This window comes from Streptomyces sp. NPDC017529, from assembly GCF_044329785.1.
Taxonomy (GTDB): domain Bacteria; phylum Actinomycetota; class Actinomycetes; order Streptomycetales; family Streptomycetaceae; genus Streptomyces.
Map to the genome: position 1 here is coordinate 210229 of NZ_JBIRJY010000001.1, position 21886 is coordinate 232114.

Genomic DNA, 21886 nt, shown 5'->3' on the forward strand with positions numbered 1-21886 from the left:
CCAAGGCCGGAACCATGATGATTCGGGGCATACGGGTGTCGACGACCCGCCGGACACCGGCACCTGCCGACCACAACGTGCCGTCCGGGTGACCTCTGAGTAACGACGGCAAAGCGCGGCAAAAATGTAGTCCAAAGCTGCCCAACTGGCGAAAAAGCGTCCCCGTATCGGCCCGCGGCAAGAGGAATCTGGAGTGCGTTCGTCGTGAGGCGTGGCGATGCGAAGCGCCACCGTGGCCCGAAGAGGAGCCGCTCGTATGTGGCGTGGCAAAACGAAGGCGGAGCGTGTCGCGGCGGATGCGGCCGAACGGCTGCTCGCGGCCGGACGACTGCTGCGCCGCGCGCCGGTGACGGCGGACGGGCGGGCTGTTTTCCGGGTGGACCAGGGCGTCAACGACGCCCCGTACCGGGAGCGGTGGGCCCACGACAAGGTGGTGCGTTCCACCCACGGGGTGAATTGCACGGGGTCGTGCTCGTGGCAGGTTTACGTCAAGGACGGTCTGATCACCTGGGAGACACAGGCGACCGATTACCCGTCGACGGGCCCCGACCGCCCGGAGTACGAACCCCGGGGCTGCCCGCGCGGCGCCGCCTTTTCCTGGTACACCTACTCGCCCACCCGGGTGCGGTATCCGTACGCGCGCGGCGTGCTGGTGGAGATGTACCGCGAGGCGCGGGACCGGCTGGGGGACCCGGTGGCGGCCTGGGCCGAGGTCACCGGTGACGAGGAGAAGCGCCGGCGCTACCAGACGGCGCGCGGCAAGGGCGGCCTGGTGCGCGTCGGCTGGGACGAGGCACTGGAGATCGCGGCCGCGGCCCATGTGCACACCCTGCGGGAGCACGGCCCGGACCGGATCGCCGGCTTCTCCCCCATCCCGGCGATGTCGATGGCCTCGCACGCGGTCGGCGCCCGGTTCATGTCGCTGATCGGCGCGCCGATGCTGTCGTTCTACGACTGGTACGCGGACCTGCCGATCGCCTCGCCGCAGGTCTTCGGCGACCAGACCGACGTGCCGGAGTCGGGCGACTGGTGGGACGCGGCGTACCTGATGCTGTGGGGCTCGAACGTGCCGGTGACCCGGACCCCGGACGCCCACTGGATGGCCGAGGCCCGCTACCGCGGCCAGAAGGTCGTGGTGGTCTCGCCCGACTACGCGGACGCGACGAAGTTCGCCGACGAGTGGCTGCACCCGCATCCGGGCACGGACGGGGCGCTGGCGATGGCGATGGGCCACGTGATCCTGCGGGAGTGCTTCGTCGACCGCGAGGTGCCGTATTTCACCGACTATGTGAAGCGGTTCACGGACCTGCCGTTCCTCGTCGGGCTGGAGCCGTACGAAGGCCCCGGGCAGCCGGACGGTGCCCGCGTGCCGGGCCGTTTCCTCACCGCGGAGGACGCGGGACTGGCCACCGGCGCCGCCGCGGAGGCCCGCCGGTGGATGCCCGTGCTCGTCGACACGGTCACCGGCGCCCCCGTCGTACCGCGCGGCACGCTCGGCGACCGCTGGGCCGAGGGCGGCGCGGGGCGCTGGAACCTGGGCCTGGGGGACATCGTTCCGCAGTTGAGCCTCCACCGGAATTCCGGTGGCCCGACCGCCCCGGTGGTGCTGCCGCGTTTCGACGAGGCGGGGGCGGTGGTGCGGCGCTCGGTGCCGGTGCGCGAGGTGGGCGGGCGCCTGGTGACCACGGTCTTCGACCTGTTGCTGGCGCAGTACGGGGTGGGGCGGGCCGGCCTGCCGGGGCAGTGGCCGCTCTCCTACGAGGACCCGGCCCTTCCCTGCACACCGGCCTGGCAGGAGGCCATCACGTCGGTGCCCGCCCGGGCCGCGGTGCGCGTGGCGCGGGAGTTCGCGCGTACCGCGGAGCGGACCCGGGGCCGCTGCATGATCGTGATGGGGGCGGGCACCAACCACTGGTTCCACTCCGACACCATCTACCGCTCGTTCCTGTCGCTGCTCCTCCTGACGGGGTGCCAGGGCGTCAACGGCGGCGGCTGGGCCCACTACGTGGGCCAGGAGAAGGTGCGGCCGTACGCGGGCTGGCAGCAGCTGTCCACGGCCGCCGACTGGGTGCGCCCGTCGCGGCAGATGGCGGGCACGCCGTACTGGTACCTGCACACCGGCCAGTGGCGTTACGACCGGGCCCCGGCCGACGCGCTCGCCTCCCCGGCCGGCCGGGGCCTGTTCACCGGCCGGCACACCGCCGACCTGGTGGCCCACTCCGCCCGCCAGGGCTGGATGCCGTCGTACCCCACCTTCGACGCCAACCCGCTGGACCTCGGCCGGCGCATCCGCGAGGCCGGTGCGGAGCCCGGCCGGTGGCTGGCGGCCGAGCGGGAGGCCGGCCGGCTCTCGTACGCCTGCGAGGACCCCGACGCCCCGGCCAACTGGCCGCGTGTCCTGACGGTCTGGCGGGCCAACCTGATCGGCTCGTCGGCCAAGGGCAACGAGTACTTCCTGCGCCACCTGCTGGGCGCCGACGACAACGCGGAAGCCCAGGAGGCACCACCCGGAGCCCGCCCGCGTGCGGTCGCCTGGCACGAGCAGGCGCCGCGCGGCAAGCTCGACCTGCTGCTGGCGCTGGACTTCCGCATGACGTCCACCACCTTGTTCGCCGACCTCGTGCTGCCGGCCGCGACCTGGTACGAGAAGCACGATCTGTCGAGTACGGACATGCACCCGTACGTGCACGCCTTCTCCCCCGCGATCAGCCCGCCCTGGCAGGCCCGTACCGATTTCGAGATCTTCCACGGGCTCGCCCGGGAGGTGAGCCGGCTGGCCGCCGGGCGCCTGGAGGGCGCGTGCGACCTGGTGGCCACGGCCCTGCAACACGACACGCCCGACGAGGCGCCGCCGCACGGGCCGACCGGACCGCGGTTCACGCTCGTCGAACGGGACTACACCGCGCTCGCCGACCAGCTCGCGGCCTTCGGCCCGCTGTCCGGGGAGCGGGGGTTGTCCGCCAAGGGCGTCACCGTCCGGGTCGGCCCGGAAACGGACTGGCTCGCCGCCCGCTGCGGCACGGCCACCCGCGGCGCGGCACGCGGCCGGCCGCTGCTCGACACGGACGTCAAACTGTGCGAGGCGATCCTCGCCCTGTCGGGCACCACCAACGGCCGCCTCGCCGCCGAGGGCTTCGCCCGGCTGGCCGAACGCTGCGGCCCCGGCCACGGCCTGGAGGAACTGGCCGCCTCGGTCGCCGAGCGGCGCGTCGTCTTCTCCGACACCCAGGCCCGCCCGGTGCAGGTGTCGGCGAGCTTCGAGTGGTCGGGCAAGGAAGGGCCCGAGCGCCGGTACGCGCCGTTCACCGTCAACACCGAGCACCGCAAGCCCTGGCACACGCTCACCGGCCGCCAGCACTTCTACCTCGACCACGAGTGGATCGCCGAGTTCGGCGAGCAGCTGCCCGTCTTCCGCCCGCCGCTGGACCTGGCCGCACTGGGTGAGCGGCCGCGTCCCGGCGCGTCCGCCGGGCGGTCGGTGACCGTGCGCTACGTCACGCCGCACTCCAAATGGTCCATCCACTCCGAGTACCAGGAGAACCTGCTGATGCAGACTCTGGCCCGCGGCGGCCCGGTCGTCTGGATGAGCGTGGCCGACGCCGAGGCCGCCGGCGTGGCGGACAACGACTGGATCGAGGCGGTGAACGCCAACGGCGTGGTCGTGGCCCGCGCGGTCGTCTCCCACCGGATGCCGACCGGCACGGTGTTCATGTACCACGTGCAGGAACGCCTGGTGAACGTGCCGCTCTCGCAGACCACCGGGCGGCGCGGCGGTGTCCACAACGCGCTGACCAGGCTGCTGATCAAACCCACCCACCTCATCGGCGGCCACGCCCAGCTGTCCTTCGCCCCCAACTACTACGGCCCCACCGGCAACCAGCGCGACGCGGTCACCACCATCCGCCGCCGCTCCCAGGAGGTCAGCTACTGATGCGCGTCATGGCACAGGTCGCGATGGTCATGAACCTCGACAAGTGCATCGGATGCCACACCTGTTCGGTCACCTGCAAACAGACGTGGACCAACCGCTCCGGCACCGAGTACGTGTGGTTCAACAACGTGGAGACCAGGCCGGGCCAGGGCTACCCCCGCGGCTACGAGGACCAGGACACCTGGCAGGGCGGCTGGCAGCGCAAGCACGGCCGGTTGGTCCCGCGCAGCGGCGGCCGCGCCCGGCGCCTGGCCCGGCTGTTCGCCAACCCCCGGCTGCCGACCCTGGACGAGTACTACCAGCCGTGGACGTACGACTACGAGAACCTCACCGCCGCCCCGCTCGGCGACGACGTCCCCACCGCGCCGCCCCGCTCGCTGATCGACGGCCGCCCCACCGCCGTCACCGGCGGCCCCAACTGGGACGACGACCTGGGCGGCGGGCCCGGCCAGCTCGCCGGCGACCCCGTACTGAAGAAGATGAACGACCGGGTGCGCCTGGAGTACGAGCAGGCGTTCATGTTCTACCTGCCCCGGATCTGCGAGCACTGCCTGAACCCGTCGTGCGTGGCCGTGTGCCCCTCCGGCGCCCTCTACAAGCGCATCGAGGACGGCATCGTCCTCGTCGACCAGGACCGCTGCCGCGGCTGGCGGATGTGCGTGACCGGCTGTCCGTACAAGAAGGTCTACTTCAACCACCAGACCGGCAAGGCCGAGAAGTGCACCTTCTGCTATCCGCGCATCGAAGCGGGCGACCCCACCGTCTGCTCGGAGACCTGCGTCGGCAGGCTGCGCTACCTCGGCGTCGTCCTGTACGACGCGGACCGCGTCGGCGCGGCCGCCGCCACCGCCGACGAGCAGGACCTGTACGAAGCGCAGCTCTCCTGCTTCCTCGACCCCGGCGACCCCGGGGTCGCCCGCGCCGCCGAGGCCTGCGGCATCCCGCACGACTGGGTCGCCGCCGCCCGGAACTCCCCCGTGTACGCCCTGATCAGCACCTACAAGGTGGCCCTGCCGCTGCATCCGGAGTACCGCACGATGCCCATGGTCTGGTACGTGCCCCCGCTGTCCCCCGTGGTGGAGTCCCTGACCGCCACCGGGCACGACGGCGAGGACCCCGCCAAGCTGTTCGCCGCCATCGACTCCCTGCGCATCCCGCTGGAGTACCTCGCCCACCTGTTCACGGCGGGCGACGTGGCACCGGTCGAGGCCGCTCTGTGCCGGCTGGCCGCGATGCGCGCCCACATGCGGCGCGCCAACCTCGGCGAGGACCCGGATCCGGCCATCGCCGCCTCGGTGGGCATGACCACCGAGGCCGTCGAAGCCATGTACCGGCTGCTGGCCATCGCCAAGTACGAGGAGCGCTACGTCATCCCGACCGGTTACACGAGCGCCGGGGCCCCGCACACCGACGAGGGGTGCAGTCTCGACGGCGACGGCGGCCCTGGCATGTATGGCGGAACGTACGACGCGGACGGCTTCCACGCCTCGCCGGCCGCCGTACCGGCGTCCGGAACCGGCACCTCCTTGCGTGGCCGGTTCAACCTCCTCAACTGGAACGGCAGCGGCCGCCCCAACGGCCTCTTCCCCCGCCGTTCCGACGATCCCTCGCCCCGCCGACAGGGCCGTTCATGAACACACCGCTGATCCACCAGGCCGCGTCCCTACTACTGAGCTACCCCGGTACCGACTGGCCCGCCCGGCACCGGGCCGTGCACGAAGCGCTGCGCCCCGTACCCGGCGAGCAAGCCGCGCTCCTGCTGCGCTTCTGCACCCGCGTACAGGACGTACCACCGCTCGTCCTCGCCGCCCGATACGTCGCCACCTTCGACCGCAGCCCCCGCCGCACCTTGCACATGACGTACTACACCGACGGCGACACCCGCCGCCGTGGCGCCACCCTCGCTCACCTCAAAAGCCGCTACCGCGAAGCCGGTTGGCAGCCACCCCCCGACGAACTGCCCGACTACCTCCCGCTGCTGCTGGAATTCGCGGCCCGCACGCCGAAAACCGGATGCCGACTGCTGGCCGAGCACCGGGCCGCCCTGGAACTCCTCCGCATGGCACTGGAGGAACACCGCAGTCCCTACGGCGACATCCTGAATGCCGTCTGCCACACACTCCCCGGGCCACGCCCCGCCGACCGCGCCGCCGCCCGCCGCCTGGCCCGCTCCGGCCCACCCCCCACGGAGGCCGTGGGCCTGGACCCCTTTCCCGGCTCCCAGCCGCAAGGAGCCCGACGGTGAATCACCTGCACACCGCTCTGTGGGGCATCCTGCCCTACCTCGTCGCCACCCTGCTCGTCGCGGGCACCGCCTGGCGCTACCGCTACGACCGTTTCGGCTTCACGACCCGCTCCAGCCAGCTGCACGAAAGCGCGCTCCTGCGCATCGGTTCGCCGCTGTTCCACTACGGCCTGCTCTTCGTCATCGCCGGGCACATCACCGGCCTGCTCATCCCCGCATCCTTCACCGAGTACGTGCACATCCACGAGTGGCTCTACCACGCCAACGCCCTCACCATCGGCGGCGTGGCCGGCCTGGCCACCACCGCGGGCCTCGCCATCCTGATCTACCGCCGCCTGACGGTACGGGCCGTACGCCACGCCACCCGGCGCAGCGACCGGCTCATGTACCCCGTCCTCCTCTGCGTACTGCTCGCCGGACTCGCAGCCACCGCGACCACCACCAGCGCCCACCCTTACGACTACCGCCAGGGGGTCGCGGTGTGGTTCCGTTCCCTGTTCACGTTCGCCCCGGACGTACCCGTCATGGCCCATGCGCCCTTCGTCTACCAGCTCCACACCCTTCTCGGCATGGCGCTGTTCGCGCTCTGGCCGTTCAGCCGCCTTGTCCACGCCTTCACCGCGCCGGTCGGCTACCTGGGCCGCCCGTACATCGTCTACCGGTCCCGCGCCACCGCCAGGCCAGAATCACGCGGAGCCGGGCTCTCGGAGTGAACCCCCCGAGAGCCCGGTTGCTCGTCACGAGCCGGCCATCAACGCCGCCACCGCCGCAGCCGTATCCGGATAGGCGCTGACCAGCGCCGCGCCCGAAGGCCCGGGCCCCGCGGTCTCCCAGGTCCCGTCGCAGCCCAGCAACCGCGCCACCGCGTCGCACGTTCCGGGGTGCGCTGCGAGCAGCGCGCTCCCGCCGGCGCCGCCCGTACGCGGCGCCGCGTACTGAGCCTCCGGTTCCGGCCGGTCCCGCCATGGCGGGACCCACGCGTCCAGCGCCGACAGCCGGCCGGGGAAGATCCGTCCGGCCTCGCGGATCAGCAGCGGGGCCAGTTCGGCGCCGCCCGACCGCAGGGTGGTGATCAAGGTCGGCAGCCAGGGCAGGAGCACCGTATCCGGCAGGCGCGCGAAGGCGTTCGACACCGCTTCCACGACGAAGTCGGTGAGGCCCGGGACGGGTTCCAGGGCGTGCACGAAGCCGCTCAGATAGCGCGGATACGACGGCACCACCAGGGGGTTGCCCAGCAATTCGTCGCACTTCGCCCGGAGGTCCGCGCGGGAGAGTGCGCCGAGATGCGACTTGGCCGCCCACAACAGTGCCGTCTTGGACGGGTCCTCCGGATGCGACTGGGCGACCGCCAGTTCCAGTTGGGTGCGGTCGCAGCCCAGCGACAGGGCCAGGCTCTCCATGCTGAACAGGAAGCCCAGCATGGCGGCCACTTGGCGGACGGTGGCATCGTCGTCGGTGAACGCCGTAGGCAGCAGGGTGCAGTAGTGCGCGTACCCGGTGGTGGCGAAGGACTCGATCCACGGCGGCAGCACCGGCTCGCTCGTGCGGTAGTACGCCAACAGCCCGCGTACGCGGCGCAGCACCTCCGGGGCGCCGTCGACGTTGCGTTCGGCCGACAAGGCCTCCAAGGCGCGGGTGCCCAGTTCGTCGGCGAGGCGGCGGCTGCGCAGGTACAGCGTCGCATCCTCGACGCACCGGAGGACGGTCGCGGCAGTGGCCTGCGGGGCGTATGCCGTGCGGCGGAGGCGCTGCTCCAGGACCTGTTCGATGCTGACGCCCTCATAGCCCAGCTCGATGAGCGCACGTTGGTGGGTGCCCAGTGCCAGGTCCCACGACTCCTGGACCGACCGCTCGCCGAGCCTCCGCTCGCCCATGATCGGGCGGGCGGCGCCGTGCGGCATCAGGTGACGCAGCATCCACAGGACGTCGGAACACCGCTCCAGCTCCGGCCGGCCGGCCATGTCCAGCAGAGCCCGCTGCACGCCGCGCTTCTGGAGCTTGAGGTTCAGGGGCGCGAGCCGGTCGTGCACGTCGCGGGCCAGGGGAGGCAGCGCGTCGTAGCCGACCCGGCCGATCCGGTCGCCGCCCATCATGATTTCCACGAGACGGCGCACATCGCGCCGGCCGGGCACGGTGTCCTTCTCGATGCAGGTGACGGCCGCGTCCTGGAAGTCGTACGGCGTCGGCTTGGCCCGGTCGCGCATCCCGGCGAGCAGGATCGACGTTTCGAACACCGCGATGGCGTCGGCGGTGGAGGCGAGGTATCCGTTACGCCGCGCGGCGCGCACGATGTCCACCGACCAGCCGAGCAGTTCGGCCTCGTCGAGCCGGTCCAGCGCGGGTGGCCGCTCCAGGAAGCCGGTCAGCCTGTCCGAGGGCGGGACCGCCGCCACGGGAGCCGGTGCGCCCGCGGACTTCCCGGCCCTCGGCTTCTTGGTGCCCGCTTGCCCCGCCAGGCGGTACGGCTCCACGCGCGTGCGCTTGACGTTCTTCGCCCAGACCGTCGCGGCTATCGACACCGAGCCGGCGGCGAGGCCGAACTGCGCCTCGATCGCCGCGTGGCTGGACGGGATCAGGCCGTGCTGCCAGGTGGTGGCGGTGCGCGGGCCGATCTCGAAGGTGTCGGTGCCGTGGACGCCGAACTCCGCGACGCGGCTGGCCGCGTGGAAGGCGCCGCACACGTAGAGGCAGTCGGCGGGGTCGGCGCCGGTCGCGGCCAGGTGCTCGCGCATCCTGGTCCACATGTAGCGCTCGCGGTCCTCGTCCACCCGCACCCGGTGGGGGTCGCCGGGCGCGAGACGCCTGAAGAGGCTGCCGATCAGGAGCATGACCTGGCGGTAGGTGTCGTGGTCGCTGTCGCCGAGCGGCAGTTCGACGTACTGGTGCCACCATTCCGACCAGTGCCGCACCCGCCCGTGGCGCAGCAGGTGCTCCTCCAGCTCGGCGAAGCGCGGCCGCAGGTCGCCGATCTCCAGGCCGACCGCTTCGCCGTGCAGCGCGGCCTCTTCCTCGGCGGGTGGCGCGTCGTGGTCCGCCGGCGCGGCGGCGGACGTCCCGCGCGCGTCCCACTGGAAGACGTGGTCGGAGGAACGGTCCACGAGGACCAGTTCGACGCCCGGCGTGTCCAGCGCGTAGGCGATCGCCTGGTACTCGGCCGATGCCTCGGTGATCGGGGCGACCACCGACAGCGGGGACCACTCGGCCGGGAAGCCGTCGACCTCGCTCGCGAACGCCTGGACCGCGACCGGGAGCCGGCAATTGCGCAGCTCGGTCAGCAACGGCGCCATGTCCTCGCACAGCTCCAGGTACACGACCTTCGGCTGCTTCTCCCGCAGGCGGCGTGCCATGGCGATGGCGGAGGCGGGCGAGTGGTGGCAGACGGGGAAGATTTCCAGCGGCTCGCGCACCGCGCGGTCGACGTCGTCGACGAGGCCGAGGAGGATGCCTTCCAGGGCGCCGGGGCCGTCGGAGAAGGCCGCGGCGGCCTCCTGCAACTGCGTGCGCAGTGCGGTGAACGTCTCCTCGCGGCTCCCCTCGTACGCGCCGCTCATGACAGGGTGGCGATCGCGTCGCGGCCGCCCTCCAGGAACTCCGGCCAGGGGCCGCCCTCGTCCTTGCCGCGCGGCTCGACGACGCCGTGCAGGTACTTGTTGAGTATGGCCAGGTCCTCGGGCTCGCGCCGGGCCAGTGAACCGACGAGCGAGGAGGCCAGCGTGCGGGCGGTCAGGGCGCGCTCGCCGAAGAAGTTGCCGTGCAGGATCGCGTCCTCCAGTACGCCGATCTGCTCGGCGGTGGACAGCGCCGACTCCAGCTTCTCGTCGTCGCTGCCGGCCGAGGCCGCCGAGGCGCGCAGGTCCGCGAAGCTCTGTAGCAGTACGTCCAGCAGGGTCGGCGGGACGTCCAGTTCGATCCGGTGGCGGCGGAGCAGTTCCTCGGTGCGGAAGCGGACGATCTCCGCCTCGCTCTTCTTGTTCGTCACCACCGGGATGCGCACGAAGTTGAATCGGCGCTTGAGGGCCGAGGAGAGGTCGTTGACGCCCCGGTCGCGGCTGTTGGCCGTGGCGATGACGGAGAAGCCGGGCTTGGCGAAGACGATGTTGTCGCTGTCCAGTTCGGGAACGGAGATGTACTTCTCGGAGAGGATCGAGATCAACGCGTCCTGCACGTCACTGGTGGAGCGGGTCAGTTCCTCGAAGCGGCCGATCGCGCCGCCCTCCATCGCGGTCATGATCGGCGAGGGGATCATCGACTCCCGCGACTGGCCCTTGGCGATGACCATGGACACGTTCCACGAGTACTTGACGTGGTCCTCGGTGGTGCCCGCGGTGCCCTGCACGACCAGCGTGGAGTTGCGGGAGATCGCGGCGGACAGCAGCTCGGCCAGCCAGCTCTTGCCGGTGCCGGGGTCGCCGATGAGCAGCAGGCCGCGGTCTGAGGCCAGCGTGACGATGGAGCGCTCGACGAAGCTGCGGTCGCCGAACCACTTTTGCGGGATCTCGCGGTCCAGGCCGTCGGAGCGCTCGGAGCCCAGGATGAACAGGCGGACCATCTTCGGGGACAGCCGCCAGGAGAAGGGCTTGGGGTTGTCGTCGACGGATTCGAGCCAGTCCAGCTCTTCGGCGTACTTGATTTCGGCGGGAGCGCGCAACAGGTCGGACATATCGGGCCTTTCGGAGAGAAAATGAGCAGGGTTCAGCACGTCGAACAGGTCGCTGTTCGGCCTTGATCAGCTTTGGTCGGCCTTGATCGCTCGTGAATCGCCGTCAGGTCAGGCGAGGAACGTCTTGAGCTCGCGGACCAGCTTGCGTATGTGGCCGGAGAGCACCGGCGTACCGAGGTCCTTGAAGCGGTCCCGGAACCAGGGGTTGACGCTGCCGCGGCCGGAGCTGGTCACCGAGCCGACGGGGATGAACCTGGCTCCCGAGCGGTGGATGGCGGCCATGCTCTCGAACAGCGGCTCGGTCTGCCATTCGTAGAAGTCGGAGATCCACACGACGACGGTGTTGCGGGGCTCGGCGATCTTCGGCTGGGCCAGCGCCATGGCGACCGTGCCGTCGGTGCCGCCCCCGAGGTTGGTGCGCAGCAGGGTCTCGAAGGGGTCCCGCACCCACGGTGTGAGGTCGAGTGCCTGCGTGTCGTACGCGATCAGGTGGACGTCCACCTTCGGCAGCCCGGCGAAGACCGACGCCAGGATGGTGCAGTTCACCATCGAGTCGACCATCGATCCCGACTGGTCCACCACGACGATCAGCCGCTGGGGCGTCGTCTTGCGGGCGGTGTGCCGGTAGTAGAGGCGGTCCACGTACAACCGCTCCTCCTCCGGGCTCCAGTTGGTGAGGTTCTTCCAGATCGTGCGGTCGAGGTCGAGGTTGCGGAACACCCGCTTGGGCGGGACCGAGCGGTCCAGGGCGCCTACCGTCGTCTTCTCGACCTGGGTACGCAGGACTTCGGCGACCTCGTCGACGAAACGGCGGATCAGGGCCTTGGCGTTGGCCAGGGCCACGCCCGAGAGGTTGTTCTTGTCCCGCAGCAGCTGCTCGATCAGGGACATGCTCGGGGTGAGCCGGGCGGCCAGCTGTGAGTCGGCCAGCACCTCGCGCAGGTGCATCCGCTTGACCAGGTCGGCTTCGATGGCGCCCAGCTCCGGACCGATCTCCGGAATCAGCCGGCCGAGGTCGGGCAGCGCGCCCCGGCCGCCGGTGCCGGTCGGGCTGACACCCTGCCCGGCGGCTCCTGCCCCGGCCCCGTGCCCGGCTCCCTGTCCGGCGCGGCCGCCACGCAGCCCGCCGGGCTGGCAGCCGAACGCGCGCTCCAGCCAACCCGCGTCGGACTGCCACCGTGCCAGCTGCCCGGCGCTGACCGTGCCGGAACCGGAGGTGAAGACGTTGAGCAGCACCTTCGACGCCAGCGCCGCGCGCCGCACCTCGGCGGCCCGGTCGCGGGTGCCCTCGTCGTCGGGCTCGGGCGCCATCAGGCCGTCGAACTCGGCGGCCAGTTCCGGGTGGCGCTGCACGACCGAGTCGACGGATGCCTGCGGGTCCAGCAGCGCGGACGGCAGACCGATGTCCTTGACGACGGCGAGGCTCGCCGACTCCAGCGTGGCCTGCTCCTCCTGGTCGAAGAGGCGGGCCAGGAGCCGCCAGTAGAGAACCTGCCGGCGGTTCTCGTCAGGGTCCGCCTCGGCCCCTGCCGTATGCCTGTTCGTGTGCTCCGTCATTTCCGCAGCAACCTTCCGGCGCGCTCCCGCAGCACGTGGACGGCGTCGGTGGCGGCCTTCTCCGCCTTGACGCCGGCCTTGTCGGCCGTGCCGCCGGCCCATTGCCCGGCGTGCACCGCGACGGCCTTCTTCCGCACGGTCGTCTCGACGGCCAGGGGCTGAATGCTGAACGTCCCCGCGTCCCAGCGGAGCAGCCCTATGCACGCGCCGGACGCCGCGACGGCCTGAGGGGTGAGCGGCCCGGCGGCCGGAATGCGGTCCGTGTCCACGGCCAGCGGCCGCCCGGCGACGGCGAAGGTGACCGCGTCGCCGTCCTTCCGCGCGGCGTAGCCCTCCATGAAGACGGGCACGGCGATCCGCGCAGGGTGCCGGTCGAGCGGGGCGGTGACCGCGTCGGCAGCAGTGGGCAGCGCGACGCGGGCGGTGGCGAAGGCGTCGGCCGGCTCGCCCTGACGGGCGTGCTCATCGCTCCAGAGCAGGTCGCCCCCGGCGGTGAGCGGCATACCGTCGAGGTCCATCGAGCGGCCCTCGCTGACGGCTTCCAGGAGCGACATGTGCGGGCGGAGCAGCTGCCACAGGCCGGCTCCGACGACCGTGTCGGGTTTCGGCGCCGACACACTCGCGCGCACCAGACGCGGCACCGCGCCGTCCGCCGGCTCGAACACCGCGTGGACCTGGGCCTGTACGGCGGTCGCGTGTTCCTGCAGGTCGACGCCGAGGGGCAGGAGGCGGCCGGTGGCCGTACCACTCGCGGACGCGTCAGCCGCACCTGGCAGCGTCAGCAGCAGCGCGCGGGACCACAGGTCGGCCCAGCGGCGTGCCGGAACACGTTCCAGTGCCGCGCCCGGACAGGACGCGGCCAGTTCGGCGGCGAAGCCGTCGAGGAGCGTCGCCAGGCGGCGCAGGTCCGGGTCCCGAAGCAGCGCGGAGACGACTTGCGCCGCCCCGGAGACGAGGTCGTGGTCGATGCCCTGCCAGCCGGAACGCGCCACGTCGGACAGCCAGGATCGGGCGGCGGCGAGCAGGTTCACCGTCTCTTGCGCGCGGGGGGACTCAGCGGTCTCCCCGCCACACGTCCGGCCGGTCACCTCCTCGGCCCTGACCAGCAGCGCGTCGTGGACGGAGCCGAGCAGCGCGGTGCGGGCAGCGGCGAGAGCCACGAAATGGTCCTCGCTCGCCGCTCCGGCCGTCGCCTTCTCGGCCGCCTCGGCGGCCCTGGCGGCCCTGGCGGCCAGCGGCGTGCCCGCGACGGCGTGGGCGAGCTGGGCCGGCCCGGCGGCCTGGGCGGGTTGGGGGCGGAGCAGACCCGCGACGAGGGCCTGGTCGAAGGCGTCGACGGCCGCCAGCGCTTCACCGAGCCCGTCGATGGTGTCGGCCAGCAGTCCGACGGGCTCCTCCTCGCTCGAACCGGGCTCGCTCGGTGGCGCCTCCGGCGCTGCCGCCCTGGTCGGCGGGAACCACTGCATCTCCGGCAACGGCGCGGTGACGGGCGCGAGTTCAAGGTAGGCCAGGTGGCGCAGGAACCTGCTGAAGACGGCGGGCGCGGCGGCCTTGGCGTCCCCCGGCGAGGGGCGTGTACCGACCATGCCGTCGGTGACGGACTGCGCGGTCGGCTCGTCGTCGGCGGTCTCGACTCTCAGGTAGCGGGCGACGCGCTCGGCGCCGTACTGCAGCACCGCCTCCTTGACCAGGGCGCGGATGTGGTTGCAGAACGAGCCCCGCGCCCCGCCGCAGGGCCGGTTGTTGTTGGTGCTGCAGGCGTACGCGTACGTGCCGGCCGCGACCGACGAGACATAGACCCGCTCGATGTCGGAGCCGCTGGACACCACCCCCTGCAGACGCCCGTCGGCCAGCTCGACGAACGGGACCTTGGCCAGCTTGCGCGGTCGCGCGGGCGGCACCACCCGCGCCGTACTCGACCTCTCCCAACCCGACACCGCACCATCTCCCATGCACCAAGAAGCCTTCCGCGCCACATCGGCGAGGCACGACTGAACATACTTCCGACCACTGACAACGCCGGTCGGGAACGCTCAGGGGGCACCAGCCCGCCCGGCCAGGTGCGGCGTCCCGTCGCCGGTCGTCCGCTGGCCTGAAGCCGCCCACCCGTCCCGCCGGCGGCATCGCGCCACTGTGGCAGGCGGCACCGCGTCGTGCGCGCGGGAAGCGTGCGGCGCCTCTTCCTGTGAAACGGCGCGTCATTTCCGGACGTTTTCCGAGAAACGGCGTGCTGATGTTGTGATGGGTGTACTCGGTCTGAGCGCGGGGTGCTGCGGGTCGAGGAGTTGTCATGTATTGCAACCGGTGTGGTGCTCAGGTTATTCAAGGCCCGGACGGCGGGTGGTCGTGCAACTGTGGAGCGTCCGGATGACGGAACCCGAATCAGGCTCGGGTAACGGGAGCACCGGCGATGCGGTCGGGCGGGGGCCGGCGTATTTCACGACCGCCCCGTGCCCGCGGTGCCAGACGGCCAACGACGGGCTCAACGGCCGCTTCGCCTGTGACGCCTGCGGCCACGCCTACTCATTCCACCCACCACCATGACGATACGCGGGGCTCGGCCCAGGGCCGCGGCCGAGCCTGCGAAACCACCCGTCGCAAATCTGCGGCGCTCTGTTGAAAAACCGCCGGGCGGGTAGAAGGAAAGCGTGGAGTACGCAGTGGTGTTGTTGCTCGCCTCGGTACTGGTCGGCGGGCTGGTGGTGTTCATCGTGGAAGCCGGACTGCGTCGCGCGCGTTCCATGACCGCCCGCGACGAACAGGAAATCAACGAACTGCATCGCCGTTACGGTGAGGGACGGTGGTGACACCCGTGGTCCTGTGAGCCGGCCGCGTTTCGCGCCGGCTCGTAGGCTTCCTGTTCACGCCGCTGCGGTGGTGCGCCTGGCAATAGGCGTCGCGCACCTGGCGATAGCCGGGGACATGGACGGTGTTCAGCAGTGACGCCCAGCGGGCGGCATTGTTTTCGATCCGCCGCACGATTTCCTTGCGCGCGGACGGGCCGTCGGCTTCGGCGAGCTGCCGTGCGTGCGTCCAAGCCTGTTCCCGCCACATACGGAACAGGCGGCTCGCGGTGTAGCCGGCAAGGGGGTTCCAGCGCGCGTCGGCCAGGGCGACCACGGGGTCGTAGTGCCGCGCGATCTCTTCGACTGCGGACGCGTAGGCCCGGTCCAAGACTTTCTGGAACCGGTCGTAGTCGGCTTTGCGCGAGGCTCCCCCGGGACGGGCGAGCCCCAGCGAGGCCAGCACGTAGGGCATATCCCGCTGGATATGGGCGTTGGCACCGAGCAGGACGTCCTGGCCGGCGTTCACATCCCCCGTACGCGCCGCGTCGAAGGCTGTTTTCCACGCCTGCGGAACCGCCCTTGACCCTTGGTCCGCGCGATAGGCGTCCAGGTACAGATTGACGAATCCGGTGTTGAGATCCCCGGCCAGCCATTCCGGCTCGTCGAAGGAGCCCGGTTTCGCGGCGGCTGCTTCCAGCGCGCGTTCCAACTGCACGTAGATGACGGGAAAAGGCGCCCGGTGATCGCAGCCCAGCGCATCGCGTACCTCGGTCAGGGCGTGGCGCGCTTGCCGGACGCAGCCGACCACCGGCCCTTCACAGGCGAGGCGCCGGGCCTCGCCCCTGGGTGGCGGTGTGGCAAGGGCCGGTCCCCCGGCCAATAGCACCGCACCCGCCAACGCCACAGCGGAAGACTTGAAGAAAGCATTACGCATCCGGGCCACCCCTCCTCGCCGCCTCGTCTGCCGAACGACCCAACTCGCAGAAGGTCACGGCAAAACCCGGAAGAAGTCGCGCATCGCAACGCCGTACGATATCCGCGTCGTACCAGGCACCCTGCGAATCCCGGGCCGTGTCCGCACCGGCCCCGCCCGCCGGCACGGCCCTCCTCGCCACCGACAGACCGCTAGGAGCGCCACCATGTCCCCTCCCCCGCAACCCGCCCGACCTTCCTCCTCGTCCACGGCGCCTGGCACCGCCCCACGTGCTGGAGCGCTTTGCAGGACGCCCTCGCCGCCGGCGGCTGGCAGTCCCGTGTGGCCGACCTGCCCAGTTCCGGCCCGCAGAGCACGCCCTCCGCCGGCGTCCATGACGACGCCGAGGAGATATCCGCACACCTGCGGCAGATCGAAGGCCCCGTGGTCGTCGTCGCCCACTCCTACGGCGGCCTCCCGGCCACCCAGGCAGCCGTCGGCCACCTGGGCGTCGCCCGCATCGTCTATCTCGCGGCCTACATGCCGGAGGAGGGGCAGTCCCTTGCCACCGTCCACGGCGGCAACAGCGTCAAGCCCGAGGACGAGGACCTCAGCGGCATTGCGCCCCTCGTCTTCGAGGACCCCCGTACGTCGCTGTACGGGGACCTGCCGGACGACCAGGCCGAGCACGCCATCAGCCAACTCGTCGACCAGAGCCGGCGGTCGTTCCAGCAGCAGGTGACGCATGCGGCATGGCGGACCGTGCCCTCTACCTACGTGATCTGCGAACGTGACCAGGCACTGCCGCCCGCGCTTCAGGAGAAGATGTCCGCGCGCGCCACACACGTCGAACGGCTCGGCACCGGGCACTCCCCCTTCCTGTCCGCCCCCGCCGAACTGGCCGCCCTCCTCGGCAGGATCGCTTCCGCACCCACCGAAGGCTGACCCGGCCGGGCGGCCTGGCCGCTCACGCGCTGGTCGGCACGCCCGCGTTGACGAGGATCTCGCGTGCCGCCAGGGCGGTGCTCTGGGCGGCGGTCAGGCCGGAGGCCGCCAAGTGCGCGTCCACGATGCGCAGCCCGGCGCCGTACCCCGCGAAGTCCGGCAGCCCCACGGCCGGTTGGCCCAGGCGCCGCGCGGTGGCGTCGCCCAGCACGTAGGCCGTCAAATGCTGCATCCCGGCCACGTCGACGTCGGCGGCGATCTTCTCGTACGCGCTGTCCAGCGCCGCGCCGGCCAGCGCCTGCGACCACGGCCCCATGGCCTGCTCACCACCCAGCTCCCGTACGAACGCCTCGGCCAGCCCTTCGGCGACGACGTGTTCTCCGACCGTGACGGTCATGGGGTCCCAGACGACATTCGCATAGCGCACGTTGTGGTGGAGCTCGTGCGCGGCGGCATACTCGATCTTCTTCAGGCTGGTCTCGGTGGGCCACATCGTCAGGTGGATCGCACCGGGAATGCCGCCCAGGCCGAAGTAGCCGGCACTGCGGACCGTCAGATGGTCGTCGTCGGGATCACCGAGCACCAGGACGACGTGCACCGTATCGGCGTGCCGAATGCCCGGAACCGCGGCGCTGATCCGCTCCCACGCGGCGCCGAGGGTGTCCTCGATGCGGTTCCACACCGCCGCGTCCTGCATCCGGCGGATGGCGGGCACGTACCGCGGATCCTCCCGGTCCAGCCGGAAGCCACTGCCCTGGCCGCGGTGCATTTCGGTCAGGTCCGTGATGCCCACAGCGGACATCACCCGCTGGATCGGGCCGAGCATGTCCCGTAGGGCGTCGGGCCGTTCCGCCAACGGCCGCTGGAGGATGCCGAGCATGGCGGACGCCGTGTCATGAACAACGATCTTCATGGTTCCGAACCGTAAGACCTCCCGTTACGTGAGGAGCAAGTCGTATTCGGCACGACCGGCGCACGGTTCCTTTCGGAGGCAGGGGCCGAAAGGAGGCTGGCCCCCATGCTCGGTGCGTCGTGCGCGAAGAAGGGCCGTGTCATATTCGACGGCGTTCGTCAGGCTTCGCCGTTCCCGAAGATCCCGTCGGCGGCGAAGACCAGCTTGGCGAAACGTTCGCCCATGCGGCGGTGGGTGGCGGCGTCCGGGTGGATCCGGTCGGGCAGTGGCAGCTCGGCGGCGTCCGCCTCCCCGTAGAGTTCGCGGCCGTCGAGGTAGTGGATGTTCGGGTCCTCGGCGGCTCGCTGCGTCACGATCCTGGCCAGTTCGTCCCGGATGACGTTCAGGGTGAGTTTCCCGCTCGCCCGCTCGGCCGGGTCGCCCGCGGCGCGGAAGCGCAGTTGTCCCTCGCTCATGCCGGAGAAGTCCGGGACGGCGGGGCCGGGCGTGTCTTCGTGAATGGGGCACAGGACGGACGAGACGACCAGCAGCGGGGTGGCGGGGTGGCCTTCCCTGACGGTGTCGAGGAAGCCGTGCACCGCGGGGGTGAAGGCGCGCAGGCGCATCAGGTCGGAGTTGACCAGGTTGATGCCGATCTTGATGCTGATCAGGTCGGCGGGCGTGTCCCTGAGGGTACGGGCGGTGAACGGGTCCAGCAGGGCGCCGCCGCCGAAGCCCAGGTTGATCAGGTCCACGCCGCCGAGGGAAGCAGCGAGCGCCGGCCAGGTGGTGGTGGGGCCCGCGGCGTCGGACCCATGGCTGATCGAGCTGCCGTGGTGCAGCCACACGCGGCGCCCGGTGTCCGCCGCGCGCTCGACGGGGGCGTCCGTGCGCAGGGCGAGCAGTTCGGTGGTCTCGTTGTGCGGCAGCCAGATCTCGACGTCCTTGCTGCCGTCGGCCAGGCCCGTGAAGCTCAGGGTGCCGGCCGGACCGGACTGGCGCTCGGCGGTGCCTGCCGTCATGTCGATGGTCAAGGTGTCGCCGCCCGGCACACTGGCCCGGCCGGCCGGGCTGCCGTCGACGAGCAGCTCGTACACGCCGTCCGGGCGCGGCGGGACGCCCACGTAGACCCGCTTGGTGGGCACCGTGTCCAGTTCGATCGCGGTGGCGCGGGTGCGGAAGGCCAGCCGTACGCCGGAGGGCTGTGACTCGGCCATGGCCAGCTGCCCGTCGGTGCACTGGGCTCGCGCCCAGGCGGGCAGCCGGTGCGGCAGTACGCCGCGCGCGGTGCGCTCCACTTCGAGGGCACCGCGCAAGAGGTCCTCGGTGATGGGGGTGGTGATCCAGTCGTCCTTGGTGTGCATGGCCTCAACCTGTCGATCAATGTGAGTGGGGTGTCACGCCGCGGGCCAGTTCCGGAGCAGGGCGTCCAGGGCGTCCAGGGTCCGCGACCAGCTCTCCTGGCTGTCGGGGGCGCTGTGGCTGAACCCGCCCGCCAGCTCCAGGCTGACGTAGCCGTGGAAGACGCTGCCCAGCAGCCGGACGGCGTGTGTCTGGTCCGGCTCGGTCAGGTCGTAGCCGCGCAGGATCGCCCGCGTCATCCGCGCGTGTCTGACACCGGCGCTCGCGGCGGCCGTCGCCGGGTCGAGCCGCAGCTGGGCCGCGGCGTAGCGGCCGGGGTGCTCGCGGGCGTAGTCGCGGTAGACGTTCGCGAAGGCGGCCAGGGCGTCCTTGCCGGCCCGCCCGGCGAGGGCGGCGGCGCACCGGTCGGCGAGTTCCTCCAGGGCGAGCAAGGCGATCTTGGTCTTGAGGTCCTGGGAGTTCTTCACGTGCGAGTACAGGCTCGCGACCTTGACGTCGAACCGCCGGGCGAGCGCCGAGACGGTCACCTGGTCGAAGCCGGCCTCGTCGGCCATCTCCGCACCCGCCCGGGTGAGACGTTCCGTGGACAGCCCTACGCGTGCCATAGCCTTCCCTCCGCTAGCCATAAACCAGTGTGCACTCACCTAAAGGTTTTAGGCAAATACTTATGGCTATTAGGGGTCTGTCAGGGAGCGGCAAGGGTGCGTCAAGGTGTGCCGGCTCGGGTGCGGGACAGGGCCAGGGCCGCCAGGGCCTCCGGGGCGCCGGCCTGCCCCCGGACGCCGGGGAAGGCGTTGACGTCCACGATGAGCGGGGCGCCGCCGCCCGTGTCGATGATGTCCACGCCGTAGACGTCCAGCGCGAAGACCTCACCGGCCCGGCGCACCAAGGCGGGCCAGCCGGGCGGCAGGTCGTCCAGGGCCAGCGGCACGGTGGGACCCCGCCCTTCGGGGGCGAGTTCGGAACGGCGCAGGGCGGCGAAGAGCCGGTCGCCGATCGCCCACAGCTTGTGGTCCCAGCCGCTGTTCGCGACGAACTCCTGGACCACGACCGGCTCCTGCGGGTGCGCGGCGGCGAGCTTTCCCAGCTGCGTGTCGTTGTCGACGCGGGCCACCAGGTCGTGTTTGCGGCTGTGCCGGCTCTTGACCACCACCGGGCCGGAAAGCCGCGGCTCGCGGGCGAACCGGGCGAGCGTGGCGAAGGTACGGGTGTCCGCGAACGGGAGTCCGGCGCGCCGGGCGCGTGCCGCCATCTCCGTACGGTCCTGGCACAGCGTGGTCGCCGCGGCCGAGTTCACCACCGGGGAACCGCGCCGTTCCAGGTCGCGGGCGAGGGCCAGGGCCCGCGGCGTACGTGCTTTCAGCAGGTAGACGTCGGCGCCCGGCCCGGTGTTGCCCGTCACGCTTTCCGGGTCCAGCGTCTTCACGTGGTGTTCGGGAGTGAGCAGGGCGGCGGTGGCAGCCAGCAGCGGGTGGCCTGGATCGCTCGTGATCAGGCCGATCCTCACGCGCTCTCCCCCGCCGCCGCGGACAGCTGCACGGCAACCGCGCCGTGCTGTTGCGGCGGGCCGGCGGCGGCCGGCAGCGCGGCCGCGGCGAACGGCCGGTCCGCGCGGGCCAGCCCGAGCACGGCGCGCGCCACCCGGGCCACCGCGTCGGGCACCTGGCGGAAGCTGGGGAAGTCGTTCACGTCGACGACCACGGGGCCGTCGGGCCCCAGCAGTACGTCCACGCCGTACAGGTCGAGGCCGTAGACCGCACCGACCTGGTTGACGATCGCGGCCACCTCGGCCGACAGCGGCACGCGGCGTTCCCTGACGGGGCGCTCCGGGTGCAGCGGGGAGCGGCGTTCGGTGGCGTAGAGCTCGCCGCCGACGCAGTACACCTTGACGTCGATGCCCGCATTGGGCACGTACGGCTGGGCGATGAGCAGGCCCTCCCGGGCCAGTTCGGGAACCACCCTGGCAAGTCGGTCCGGCGACGCCACCAGGTGCACGGCCCGCCCCGAGCTGCCGTCGGCGGGCTTGACCACCAGCGGGTACTCCGCGTCCGGTATCTCCGCCAGCAGCTCCGGCCGCGCCACGGCGTACGTCGGCGGGACCGGCAGCCCGCGGCCCCGGCCGATCGCCGCGGCCAGCGCCTTGTCCCGTACGCGCCGGATGGCGCGGGCGTCGTTGACCGTCGTCGTCCCGGCCGAGGCCGCCGCTTCGAGCAAGGTGAGCCCCGGGCCGCCGGAGACCGTCTTGAGCACCCACGCGTCGTGGGTCCCCGCCCGCACCGCCTCGGTCATGCGCAGCAGGGAACCGCCCGGCCGCAGCACGTCCACCTGGTGTCCCCAGCTGGTCAGTTGACGGATCACCTCATTCGGCATGCCGTCGTGCCGGTATTGTTCCTCCACCAGGAAGCAGAGCCTCATCGATCATCCTTGTAATCCGCCGGGCCTGCCCGGCGCGTTGCGAGATCACAGGATGTCATGAGCCGCCGCCGGCCCTTTCCCCGGCGCCGGGTGCCTGATGCCGGGTGCGGTTCCCCGTCGCACAACGCGGCACGAGCCCGCATCCGGCGGGCGGATGCGGGCTCGTGCGGCGAAGCGGTG

The 21886-nt window shown here is 71.5% G+C and carries 15 protein-coding genes and 2 pseudogenes; 6 read left to right on the top strand and 11 right to left on the bottom strand.

Annotation, left to right across the window (positions count from 1 at the left end):
* The first annotated feature begins 256 nt into the window (after positions 1-256).
* The 4 genes from ACH4K4_RS00535 to narI are packed head-to-tail and all read left to right on the top strand — an operon-like array spanning position 257 to position 6889.
* Positions 257-3931 carry a nitrate reductase subunit alpha gene (locus tag ACH4K4_RS00535; protein ID WP_398163775.1) on the top strand — a complete coding sequence of 1225 codons (3675 nt, stop codon included), beginning with the start codon at positions 257-259 and terminating at the stop codon, positions 3929-3931.
* Positions 3931-5565, top strand: coding sequence for a nitrate reductase subunit beta (gene narH, locus ACH4K4_RS00540; RefSeq protein ID WP_398163776.1), 1635 nt, complete (start codon positions 3931-3933; stop codon positions 5563-5565). The genes ACH4K4_RS00535 and narH overlap by 1 nt, the downstream gene beginning before the upstream one ends.
* Positions 5562-6176, top strand: a complete 615-nt coding sequence (gene narJ, locus ACH4K4_RS00545) for a nitrate reductase molybdenum cofactor assembly chaperone (protein ID WP_398163777.1) — start codon at positions 5562-5564, stop codon at positions 6174-6176. Before narH ends, narJ begins: the two co-directional genes overlap by 4 nt.
* A complete protein-coding gene (narI, locus tag ACH4K4_RS00550) occupies positions 6173-6889 on the top strand; it encodes a respiratory nitrate reductase subunit gamma (protein WP_398163778.1) in 717 nt (238 codons plus the stop codon). Before narJ ends, narI begins: the two co-directional genes overlap by 4 nt.
* Before the next feature lie 24 nt (positions 6890-6913).
* Here the strand turns inward: narI and ACH4K4_RS00555 are convergent, their stop codons facing one another.
* The 5 genes and pseudogenes from ACH4K4_RS00555 to ACH4K4_RS00575 all read right to left on the bottom strand — a co-directional run.
* Positions 6914-9727: a hypothetical protein gene (locus tag ACH4K4_RS00555; RefSeq protein ID WP_398163779.1), complete on the bottom strand. Its 2814-nt coding sequence runs from the start codon at positions 9725-9727 to the stop codon at positions 6914-6916.
* Positions 9724-10836, bottom strand: coding sequence for an AAA family ATPase (locus tag ACH4K4_RS00560; protein ID WP_398163780.1), 1113 nt, complete (start codon positions 10834-10836; stop codon positions 9724-9726). The genes ACH4K4_RS00555 and ACH4K4_RS00560 overlap by 4 nt, the downstream gene beginning before the upstream one ends.
* A gap of 108 nt (positions 10837-10944) precedes the next feature.
* Complete coding sequence (locus ACH4K4_RS00565; RefSeq protein ID WP_398163781.1) at positions 10945-12393, bottom strand: VWA domain-containing protein; 1449 nt, start codon at positions 12391-12393, stop codon at positions 10945-10947.
* The gene (locus tag ACH4K4_RS00570; RefSeq protein ID WP_398164487.1) at positions 12390-13775 is read right to left on the bottom strand and encodes a hypothetical protein; all 1386 of its coding nucleotides are present in this window, start codon (positions 13773-13775) and stop codon (positions 12390-12392) included. Before ACH4K4_RS00570 ends, ACH4K4_RS00565 begins: the two co-directional genes overlap by 4 nt.
* A 51-nt stretch (positions 13776-13826) precedes the next feature.
* Positions 13827-14345: pseudogene (locus tag ACH4K4_RS00575) on the bottom strand (hypothetical protein); the annotation flags it as partial.
* Between the two features lie 696 nt (positions 14346-15041).
* Here ACH4K4_RS00575 and ACH4K4_RS00580 point away from each other — a divergent pair.
* Positions 15042-15200, top strand: a complete 159-nt coding sequence (locus tag ACH4K4_RS00580) for a hypothetical protein (RefSeq protein WP_398163782.1) — start codon at positions 15042-15044, stop codon at positions 15198-15200.
* Here the strand turns inward: ACH4K4_RS00580 and ACH4K4_RS00585 are convergent.
* Positions 15160-16113 (bottom strand): DUF5995 family protein, encoded by a 954-nt coding sequence (locus ACH4K4_RS00585; RefSeq protein ID WP_398163783.1) that lies wholly within the window; start codon positions 16111-16113, stop codon positions 15160-15162. The genes ACH4K4_RS00580 and ACH4K4_RS00585 overlap by 41 nt on opposite strands.
* 249 nt (positions 16114-16362) lie before the next feature.
* Here ACH4K4_RS00585 and ACH4K4_RS00590 point away from each other — a divergent pair.
* Positions 16363-17037 (top strand): annotated as a pseudogene (locus tag ACH4K4_RS00590) (alpha/beta hydrolase); the annotation flags it as partial.
* 22 nt (positions 17038-17059) lie between these two features.
* Here the strand turns inward: ACH4K4_RS00590 and ACH4K4_RS00595 are convergent.
* From ACH4K4_RS00595 to ACH4K4_RS00615, 5 genes are all read right to left on the bottom strand, one after another.
* On the bottom strand, positions 17060-17950 hold the full coding sequence (locus ACH4K4_RS00595; protein ID WP_398163784.1) for a DUF2268 domain-containing protein: 891 nt from the start codon (positions 17948-17950) through the stop codon (positions 17060-17062).
* Positions 17951-18108: 158 nt separating this feature from the next.
* The gene (locus ACH4K4_RS00600) at positions 18109-19293 is read right to left on the bottom strand and encodes a GDSL-type esterase/lipase family protein (protein ID WP_398163785.1); all 1185 of its coding nucleotides are present in this window, start codon (positions 19291-19293) and stop codon (positions 18109-18111) included.
* Positions 19294-19326: 33 nt separating this feature from the next.
* Positions 19327-19896, bottom strand: a complete 570-nt coding sequence (locus tag ACH4K4_RS00605; RefSeq protein ID WP_398163786.1) for a TetR/AcrR family transcriptional regulator — start codon at positions 19894-19896, stop codon at positions 19327-19329.
* A gap of 101 nt (positions 19897-19997) precedes the next feature.
* Positions 19998-20798, bottom strand: a complete 801-nt coding sequence (locus tag ACH4K4_RS00610; RefSeq protein WP_398163787.1) for a RimK family alpha-L-glutamate ligase — start codon at positions 20796-20798, stop codon at positions 19998-20000.
* Entirely contained in the window at positions 20795-21706 is a 912-nt protein-coding gene (locus ACH4K4_RS00615; protein ID WP_398163788.1) for a RimK family alpha-L-glutamate ligase, read from the bottom strand. The genes ACH4K4_RS00610 and ACH4K4_RS00615 overlap by 4 nt, the downstream gene beginning before the upstream one ends.
* Between the last annotated feature and the right edge of the window lie 180 nt (positions 21707-21886).

What these genes read in the sequence shown, in the direction of transcription:
- ACH4K4_RS00535 (WP_398163775.1), top strand. Translation starts at nt 257, where the DNA reads ATGTGGCGTGGCAAAACGAAGGCGGAGCGTGTCGCGGCGGATGCGGCC.
- narH (WP_398163776.1), top strand. Translation starts at nt 3,931, where the DNA reads ATGCGCGTCATGGCACAGGTCGCGATGGTCATGAACCTCGACAAGTGC.
- narJ (WP_398163777.1), top strand. Translation starts at nt 5,562, where the DNA reads ATGAACACACCGCTGATCCACCAGGCCGCGTCCCTACTACTGAGCTAC.
- ACH4K4_RS00555 (WP_398163779.1), bottom strand. Translation starts at nt 9,727, where the DNA reads ATGAGCGGCGCGTACGAGGGGAGCCGCGAGGAGACGTTCACCGCACTG.
- ACH4K4_RS00560 (WP_398163780.1), bottom strand. Translation starts at nt 10,836, where the DNA reads ATGTCCGACCTGTTGCGCGCTCCCGCCGAAATCAAGTACGCCGAAGAG.
- ACH4K4_RS00565 (WP_398163781.1), bottom strand. Translation starts at nt 12,393, where the DNA reads ATGACGGAGCACACGAACAGGCATACGGCAGGGGCCGAGGCGGACCCT.
- ACH4K4_RS00585 (WP_398163783.1), bottom strand. Translation starts at nt 16,113, where the DNA reads ATGCGTAATGCTTTCTTCAAGTCTTCCGCTGTGGCGTTGGCGGGTGCG.
- ACH4K4_RS00595 (WP_398163784.1), bottom strand. Translation starts at nt 17,950, where the DNA reads ATGAAGATCGTTGTTCATGACACGGCGTCCGCCATGCTCGGCATCCTC.
- ACH4K4_RS00600 (WP_398163785.1), bottom strand. Translation starts at nt 19,293, where the DNA reads ATGCACACCAAGGACGACTGGATCACCACCCCCATCACCGAGGACCTC.
- ACH4K4_RS00605 (WP_398163786.1), bottom strand. Translation starts at nt 19,896, where the DNA reads ATGGCACGCGTAGGGCTGTCCACGGAACGTCTCACCCGGGCGGGTGCG.
- ACH4K4_RS00615 (WP_398163788.1), bottom strand. Translation starts at nt 21,706, where the DNA reads ATGAGGCTCTGCTTCCTGGTGGAGGAACAATACCGGCACGACGGCATG.